Origin of the sequence: Halobiforma nitratireducens JCM 10879 (assembly GCF_000337895.1) — an archaeon.
Classification (GTDB): Archaea; Halobacteriota; Halobacteria; order Halobacteriales; family Natrialbaceae; genus Natronobacterium; species Natronobacterium nitratireducens.
The window spans coordinates 1-7,366 of sequence record NZ_AOMA01000031.1 but is presented as its reverse complement, the minus strand read 5'-3'; the positions used below and the strand labels follow the sequence as shown (position 1 = coordinate 7,366).

Below are 7,366 nucleotides of genomic sequence, written 5' to 3'. Positions count from 1 at the left end.
ACTCTCACGCGGTGTCGCGACCCCGATCGGGTGCCGACCGACGAGGAGATCGGCAACTGCGAACCCTACCTCAACGCCGAGATCAGATCGATCAACCCCGAGGTCCTGATCCCCGTCGGCGAGCGGGCACTCGCGGAGCTGGGCACCGAGTACACGACGACGCCGGCCGAGGAGCTCTCCTTGCCCGAGGCACACGCGACGACGATCCGCGGCCGGGGGTTCGCGCTCGTGCCGATGCTCGAGCCCCGGCAACAGACCGACGAGCAGACCCAGGCGTGGCTCGAGCACTTCGCGGCGCTGATGGCGTCGGATTACCGTCAGACGAAAGGACGACGTGAGCGATAGAGCGCCGAGTTACCGGTTTACCAGTACGTGCTCTGGACCCACTGCTTGGATCGAGCGCCGAGACCGGCCAGTACGGCGACGACCACGAGTGCGACCGCCAGCACGCCAAGCGAGGGCGCAAGCAGCTCTCCGGCGCTCTCGAGTGCGTAACCTGTGACGAAGCCGTAGACGCCCAGCGCCGCGAGCGCGACGATGACGATGGTTCCGAGCAATCCCGTAACCGAGAGGGTGCGGTCGTTCATGCTCTCGACAACGGACGCGACGGGTATAATTTATTCGTCGCTCTCGTCGCCGATGCCACCGTAGCTCTCGTCCCCGCAGAAGCGCCGCGTTAAAGAATCACGCGCCCGGAGTGTACGGTATGATCGTCGTCGTTCCCGTCGACCCGCCGCGGGAAGGCCTGGTCCTGTCGGAGCTCGTCGAACGGACGCCGCTTACCGACGCCGACGCCGCCGTCCTCTACGAGGCGGCCGTCACGGACGTCGTGCGAACGGTCGCGGACAGCGGCGGCGAGTTACTCGTCAACTACCGCGACGCGGAGACGCTTCCCGCCACAGATACCGGTGGGGACGCTCCCGATCCCGAAACCGAGATTCGCGACCTCGTCGCCGCCGCCCTCGAAGACGCGCCACGGGACATCGAGGACGTCCGCTTCGAGCGGCAGGTCGGCTCGACCCGTTCCGCGCGGATCGGTAACTCGGTCACGCACCTCCTCGAGAGCGAAGATGTCGCCAGCGTGGGTGTGGTCGAGCCGACCGCACCGGCGGTCGAACGCTCACAGATCGACGGCGCAGCGATGGGGTTGCGCCGTCACGAGGCCGTCTTCGGCCCGTCCTCGGGCGGCCGAACGTACCTCTCGGCGTTCCGCGAACCGATCGATTTCGAGGACGCCTACGCGCCGCCGTCGCACGCGACGTTGGCCACTCGGGCAACCGACGCCGGCCTCGAGTTCGGCTTCGCCCCGATGATCCCGACGATCGCGACGCCGGACGGACTCGCGGCGACGCTCGCGACCCTCGAGACGAGAGCGCTCGCAGACCGGTTGCTCTCGACCGCGACGCCGGCCGTACTCGAGGAACTCGGGGTGAGAGTCACGGACGACGGACTCGAGTTCGAAGGCGAGGGCGAGGGCAAGGGCAAGGGCAAGACCGGGAGCGAGAGCGGGAGCAAGAGCGAGGACCACCGAGACCACGGCGAGAAGTGACGGCGTCCGCTCGCGGCCCATCTCGGAGAGAGACCGATAACCATTTTTGAACGGACCGGGTAGTCGGAGGTGAGGTGGGGTGGCAGAGCGGCCTAACGCGCCTGCCTTGAGAGCAGGTGGCTGTCAAGCCTCATGGGTTCAAATCCCATCCCCACCGTTGCTGTGGCGAACGAACCCGTGAGCAACAGCGATATCGGTGGGATTCGAATCTCCTCCGGTGTGTCGATCGAGCTTACACTTCGTCGCGATCCGTGAACGTATAGCGGCGAGCAATCGCGTCCCTCTCGGCGTTCAGCGCGTGGAAATCCGCGAACCCGAACTCGACGGTCTCCTCGCCCTGCCGGCCCGAGAACGTCCCACGGACGGCGACCGTCACATCGCCGCCGCTCGAGTCGACGACCACGTCGTGTACCTCGTGGCTGCCCTCCTCGAGCGGTCGGCCCGTCTCGTAAAACCTCCGTAGGGCCTCGCGACCTTCGATCGCACCCTGGCCGGGACGTTCGTACCGAACGTCCGGGGTGAACAGCGCGACGAGGTCGTCGTACTCCTCGGCGTCGACGAGTTCGTAGTACTCGCGGACCATCGTCTCGGGATCGGGATCAGAATCAGGATCAGCACCGGTGTCGAGTTCAGTGGTATCGTCTGCCATACCACTACGTACACGACCGAGAGCAAAACGTTCCCGGCACCGGACGATGCCGCCGCGACGGGACGAAACGGAACGACACCGGAACGAGACGGAACGGAACGGAATGACACCGGAAAAAGAAGGAAATTACTGGTACGACAACTCGAGTTCCAGTGCCCGCTCGAGCAGGTCCTCGTCGTAGTACTCGGCTGTCTGTTCCGGCCGGGTCGCGTCGATCGCGCGGACTTGCTCGACGGTGTTTTTGAAGTTCTTGAACGTCGCCTCGTCGACCATCTGTCCGTCGAGCGTGACCGCGCCGGTCCCCTCCCGTTTGGCGGCGTTGAACCGTTCGATCTTGCTCACGTCGCGTTCGAGTTCCTCGGGCGTGGGCATGTGGATCGTGTTGGCCTGGATCGTCTGTTTGGGGTACAGCGACCAGGAGCCATCGAGGCCGATCCTGGCTTCGTACTCGATCTGGTCGGCGTACTCCTCGGCGTTGTAGTAGGTCAGCCCTGCACGCTCTTTGAACAGGTCGTCGAAGGGGCCCCCGATCGCGAGCAACCCGGCCGCGCTGGCCTCGTTCGACAACGCCTCGAGAAGGCCGTCCCAGCGTGGCATCCCGTCGCCGAGGTCGCGACCGCCCAGTTCTGCCGCGTAGTCGACGGGCCCGAAGACCAGCGCGGTGAGTCGCGAGTCAGCGCCAAACGCCGCGATCTCTCGCAGGTCCGAACGGGCGCGGCCGGTCTCGACGATAATCGAGAGGCCGATCGAGTCGTCGGCGTAGCCGTGTTCGCGTTCGGCCTCCGCGACGGCTTCGGCGGCGCGTTCGACGTCCGCGAGCCGGCCGACCTTGGGGACGACGACACCTTCGATCTCGTCGCCGAGATCGGCGACGAGCCGGTCGATCTGCTCGCGGCCCTTCTCGCGGAACGAGTCGTCTTCGTAGCTCCACTCGACGCGGGGCCAAATCTCGCCGGGGAACTCGTACTCGGGCACCTGTTCGATCGTGTTCTCGAGACCCTCGGCTTTCATGTCGGGGGCGGTACCGTCCTCCAGGTCGGGGACGAGCCAGTCGGGGGCCTGGAACCCCTCGGCCTCGAGGCCGGAGACGAGGTACTTCGCCGAGTCGTCTTTCGGAACGGCGGCCGGTGCGGTCTGGAACGTACGGCAGAGTCGTGTGTCGTCGGTCATCGGTTTCGTCAGGGTATCTGGTGTCGGTGTCGGTGTCGGTGTCTGTTGCTGTCTCAGTCCGATCGCTTCCGGATTTCGGCTGTTCTGGTTCCCGAATAAACGGGTTCGTCGTCCTGGTTGAACGCGATATGCTCGAACCGGACGGTACCGGCCCGATCGCTTGCCCCCCTCGAGACCTCGTCTTCGGCCTCGAGGACCCGCGTGAACGCGTAGACGGTGTCGCCGGCGGCCACGAAGGTGTGGAACTGCTCGTCGTCGAAGCCGACCTCGCGCCACGTCCGTTCGTCCGAGCGGGCGTGACCCAGCGCCGTCGATCGGGTCACGTCGCCGTAGGTGACGATGTCGCCCGACGGCGAGTCGGCCATCACGTCGACGTTGTGGTGCTGTTTGGCCGTGTTTAGCGTCGCGAGCGGCAGCGCCGCGACGGTAACATCGTCCTGCGTTCGCCCGCGTTCGTGTCGGTAGGCGACTGCGGCGTCGCGGTCGGCGGCGCGCTCGAGGGCGTCGACGAAATCTTCGAAGTAGCCGCCATCGGGGACGACGAACTCGGCTGGGAGGTCGGGACCGTCAGCGGCTTCGTCCTCACTCCCGGAGGCTGCGGCCCCGCTCCCGTCCGTCGCGACGGGCTCCCGTCGCGGGATCATGTTGGTTCGTTCGTACGAGCAGAGTACGTCGTCCGTCTGGGCGTCCTTGCCGCGAGTTCGCCAGGTGACGATCCCGTACTCGGGCCGTGAACTCGAGGTCGCCGTGCTGACGACTTCGCTTTCGACCCGCAGTTCGGTCCCCGGGTACACCGGCGCACCCGGAAACCGGACGTCAGTGCGGCCGAGGAAGTAGCCGCCTTTCTCGCTGAGATCCTCGACGGTGATACCGAGGGTCGCAGCCGTGAGGTAGTCGGGGTGGATCGGCGGCTCGTCGAACCCGCGCTCGTGGGCGGCGTCGGTCCGCCAGTAGGCCGGATCGTGGTTCAGCGTCTGGCTCATCCACCCCTCGTTGCCGGGCCGGGAGAGGGTGAGTCCGAGATCGTGCGCGAGGAGGTCACCCTCCGCGAAGTCCTCGAAGTAGTTGCCCTTCTCCCGGGTGTCTGCGTTCTCGAGTGCCTGTGCGAACGTGTCGGGGTCTGTCCAGTCGGTCATCGTGGTCCGTTGTGGTGGTCTGATTTCGTCAGTCGTCGGCCGCGAGTTCGTCCGTTTCGGCGTCGGTCGGGTTCTCCCGCGTTCCGTCCCGTGCCCGCCGTGCGAGCGTTCGTCGCATCTCGTTTTCGACGATCATGTAGCCCTCGTCGAACCCCATGCCGGGTTTCGCGAGCACCTGGGCCGCGTCGGTCGCCAGCGCGACGTGAGCGCAGACGCGAGCCGAGGTCGCCGTCTCGTTGCAGGTCCCGCCCAGGTACGCACGCGTGTCGGTTCCCTCACAGTACCGGACGGCCTGGCCGCTGCGGTGGATGCCACCCAGATCAGGCGTCTTGATCTGGACGATGTCGGCCGCGCCGGCGTCGACGAACGCCTGCACGTCTTCGAAGGTGTTACACCACTCGTCGGCGACGAGATCGACCCCGACGCCCGCGTCGGCCAGTCCCTCGCGCAGTTCGACCATCGCGTCGATCTGTGCCACACGGTCACCGGCATCCATCGGCCCCTCGATCTGTATCGGATAGGGGGAAGCAGCCTCCTCGAGCGCCGCGAAGTAGTCGATCACCTCCTCGCGGTCGTACGGCGCGCCGAAGACCTCGCCGATCATCCCGTAGACGTCGACGTGGAACCGGGGCTGGTAGTCGTCAGGGCCGAGTTCCTGGGATCGCTGGGCGAGCCACGCCACGTACTCACACAGCGTCTCGCCGTCCTCGCCGATCTTCTCGACGCTGTTGATCAGCCCGTGAGGGAGGACGGGGACGCCCTTGACGAACATCTTCTCGGCGTTCGTGTAGCGGTCGTCGCCCGACTGGCCGAACACGGGCACCGGCTCGCTCGCGGGATCGGTGTCCAGCGCGTCGGCCAACACGTCCGTCTTCGTCGTCGCTCGCGCCTCCGCGGCTGCGCCGAGCAACGCCTGCGAGACGCCGTATCGAACCGCCGTGTGGAGCCGGTCGCCGTCGACGGCTAACTGCTCGAGCAGGTCTGCGTTCTCGAGGAATGCAGTCGCGTCCCGTCCCTCGAGTGCGTCGGCGACTGGCCCCTCGACGACGGGCGCGTATTCGTCGGGCTGGAAGAGCGGGTCCCGCCCGCCGGCCCCGGAGTACTGGACCGCGGCACAGTCGCCGCGGACGACACGGCCGTTCTCGAGTTCGATATCGACGACGAGGCTCTCGCCGGCCTGGCGAATCTCGTCGAAGCCGTCGGTGACGGGGTCGCCCTCGTAGGTGAACCCGTCCTGCCGTGCGCCCTGCTTGATCGCGCGCTGGTCGTCAAAGAAGAACCCGGCGTAGCCGGGGGTCGCGTGGACGGCGGTGATCTCGGTCTCGGTCTCCATCTCAGGCACCCTCCTGGAAGTGGGACTGGGAGGACTGCGGGCGGCCGATGAGCTTCCCGTCGCTGATCGCGTCCACGTCGTCGGCGACCATCCGGAACGACTGGTCGCGCCCCTCCGTGTCGGCACGGCGCGAGAGCCGGGCCCTGTGTATCTCCTTGATGTCCTCGTCCATCTCGAGGTCGGCCCACTCGAAGATGCGGACCCGGCCGTCGTCGTCGCGTGCCGGGAGCACGTCGCCTTTCGCGCTGTCACTGGGGGCGAAGGGAACGTCCAGTGCGCCCGAATCGAACGCGCCGATCGTTCCCTGGACGACGTCGCCGTCGCCGTGGTCGTGGATCGTCTCCATCAGACAGCGCGTCTCACGCTCGATCAGGTCCTGCTCTTCGGCGATACCGTCGATGTCGATATTCTGCTCGATAGCCATGTCGATAACCTGTCTCGTTGTCCGCAGCCCGGAGGCGTTTGCCTCCTTGGTCGGCACTCCCTGGAACTCCTGGGGCGATTTGGTGATGACCTTGTCCGGTTGTGCGATCGCGGCGGTCATCCCGCCGAGGCTGATCACGCCGTTGGCGCGAGCCTCGTCCGGCGGGAACCCGCCCATCCACTCGTGAAAGACCGTCGTGACGACGACCTCGTCGGGGAGGTACTCGTCGCCGAGTTTCTGGAGCGCGTTGAGGGCGGCCACGTCCTGGACGACGTTGCCGACCTGTCCGTAGCCCAGCGTGATCGACCGCACGCCCTGGGTCGCCGCGAGTTTCCCCTCGACCAGCATGATCGCGATGGCGATCGACGGCGGGACGAGCGTCCCGGTCAGCGGGCCGAACGGCTCGCGGTTGATCCGGACGCCCCGTTCCGTGTACGCGCCGGCCAGACGATCGACGAACTGCCAGCGCTCGATCGTCTCCTCGAGGCCGTGTCGTTTGGTGTAGGGGATGTTGTAAGAGATCGGTCCGCCCTCGAAGCTCTGGAAGCCGCCCGCGAAGGTGATCGCCGCGAGTAAACGGGCGTCGGGCGTGCCGTGACGAACTTCGATCGGGGCCTCGATCGAGTCGATCAACTCGCGGCAGCCGTCGACGCCGTGGTTGACCGCGGGGAAACCGTTGAGCGTGTCCTCGCCGGTTTCCTGGGCCTTCTCGAGTCCCTCCTGGGCTTTCTCGTACTCGTTGTCGCGCGTGTACGAGTCGATCGTCGTCGGCAGGAGATCGGCCTGTCCCTCGCGGTGGAGATACTCGAGTAGTTCGATCTGGTCGTCGAGCCGGGGGACGCCGGCCCGCGGCTGCAAGAGCGGTTTGTCGGCCGACTCGAGGACGTCCGCGAATCGCTTGTGGTCGGGCAGCGATTCGTGGTAGGCGATCGCCTCCTCGAAGTCGACTTCGCTTCCAGTCGGCCAGTTAGACCGGATTTCCTCGTCGATGCGCCGTAGCTCGTCGGATGGAATGCGTTCGTCGCGTATCATTTCCTCGTCGACTTACGACGTGACCGTCGCTCGTTCCGACTCCGTCGGTGTAATCTCGAGATCCTGGCGGAGG

8 protein-coding genes and 1 tRNA gene are annotated in these 7,366 nt (G+C 66.4%); 3 read left to right on the top strand and 6 right to left on the bottom strand.

Translation table 11 applies throughout. The annotated features are described in order from the left end of the window. Positions 1-345, top strand: a 345-nt coding sequence (locus C446_RS02960) for a uracil-DNA glycosylase family protein (RefSeq protein ID WP_006671573.1), incomplete at its 5' end; no start/stop codon positions are given. A 17-nt stretch (positions 346-362) separates the two neighbouring features. Here the strand turns inward: C446_RS02960 and C446_RS02955 are convergent. Next, positions 363-587 carry a hypothetical protein gene (locus tag C446_RS02955; RefSeq protein ID WP_006671572.1) on the bottom strand — a complete coding sequence of 75 codons (225 nt, stop codon included), beginning with the start codon at positions 585-587 and terminating at the stop codon, positions 363-365. A 119-nt stretch (positions 588-706) separates the two neighbouring features. Between C446_RS02955 and C446_RS02950 the strand changes: the two genes are divergently transcribed. Both C446_RS02950 and C446_RS02945 read left to right on the top strand, forming a co-directional pair. Beyond that, positions 707-1,549, top strand: coding sequence for a hypothetical protein (locus tag C446_RS02950; protein ID WP_006671571.1), 843 nt, complete (start codon positions 707-709; stop codon positions 1,547-1,549). A 73-nt stretch (positions 1,550-1,622) separates the two neighbouring features. Beyond that, positions 1,623-1,706 (top strand) — tRNA-Ser (locus tag C446_RS02945). 75 nt (positions 1,707-1,781) lie between these two features. Here the strand turns inward: C446_RS02945 and C446_RS02940 are convergent. From C446_RS02940 to C446_RS02920, 5 genes are all read right to left on the bottom strand, one after another. Further along, positions 1,782-2,198 carry a nuclear transport factor 2 family protein gene (locus C446_RS02940; protein WP_006671570.1) on the bottom strand — a complete coding sequence of 139 codons (417 nt, stop codon included), beginning with the start codon at positions 2,196-2,198 and terminating at the stop codon, positions 1,782-1,784. A 126-nt stretch (positions 2,199-2,324) separates the two neighbouring features. Next, positions 2,325-3,368: an L-malyl-CoA/beta-methylmalyl-CoA lyase gene (gene citE / locus C446_RS02935; protein WP_006671569.1), complete on the bottom strand. Its 1,044-nt coding sequence runs from the start codon at positions 3,366-3,368 to the stop codon at positions 2,325-2,327. A gap of 53 nt (positions 3,369-3,421) precedes the next feature. Further along, positions 3,422-4,504, bottom strand: coding sequence for a 2-methylfumaryl-CoA hydratase (gene mch / locus C446_RS02930; RefSeq protein WP_006671568.1), 1,083 nt, complete (start codon positions 4,502-4,504; stop codon positions 3,422-3,424). 28 nt (positions 4,505-4,532) lie between these two features. Then, on the bottom strand, positions 4,533-5,837 hold the full coding sequence (locus C446_RS02925) for a methylaspartate ammonia-lyase (protein ID WP_006671567.1): 1,305 nt from the start codon (positions 5,835-5,837) through the stop codon (positions 4,533-4,535). 1 nt (position 5,838) lies between these two features. Then, positions 5,839-7,293, bottom strand: coding sequence for a methylaspartate mutase subunit E (locus C446_RS02920; protein ID WP_006671566.1), 1,455 nt, complete (start codon positions 7,291-7,293; stop codon positions 5,839-5,841). Between the last annotated feature and the right edge of the window lie 73 nt (positions 7,294-7,366).

Excerpts from the sequence above, each read along its gene's own strand:
- C446_RS02955 (WP_006671572.1), bottom strand. The coding sequence starts at position 587 with ATGAACGACCGCACCCTCTCGGTTACGGGATTGCTCGGAACCATCGTC.
- C446_RS02950 (WP_006671571.1), top strand. The coding sequence starts at position 707 with ATGATCGTCGTCGTTCCCGTCGACCCGCCGCGGGAAGGCCTGGTCCTG.
- C446_RS02940 (WP_006671570.1), bottom strand. The coding sequence starts at position 2,198 with ATGGCAGACGATACCACTGAACTCGACACCGGTGCTGATCCTGATTCT.
- citE (WP_006671569.1), bottom strand. The coding sequence starts at position 3,368 with ATGACCGACGACACACGACTCTGCCGTACGTTCCAGACCGCACCGGCC.
- mch (WP_006671568.1), bottom strand. The coding sequence starts at position 4,504 with ATGACCGACTGGACAGACCCCGACACGTTCGCACAGGCACTCGAGAAC.
- C446_RS02925 (WP_006671567.1), bottom strand. The coding sequence starts at position 5,837 with ATGGAGACCGAGACCGAGATCACCGCCGTCCACGCGACCCCCGGCTAC.
- C446_RS02920 (WP_006671566.1), bottom strand. The coding sequence starts at position 7,293 with ATGATACGCGACGAACGCATTCCATCCGACGAGCTACGGCGCATCGAC.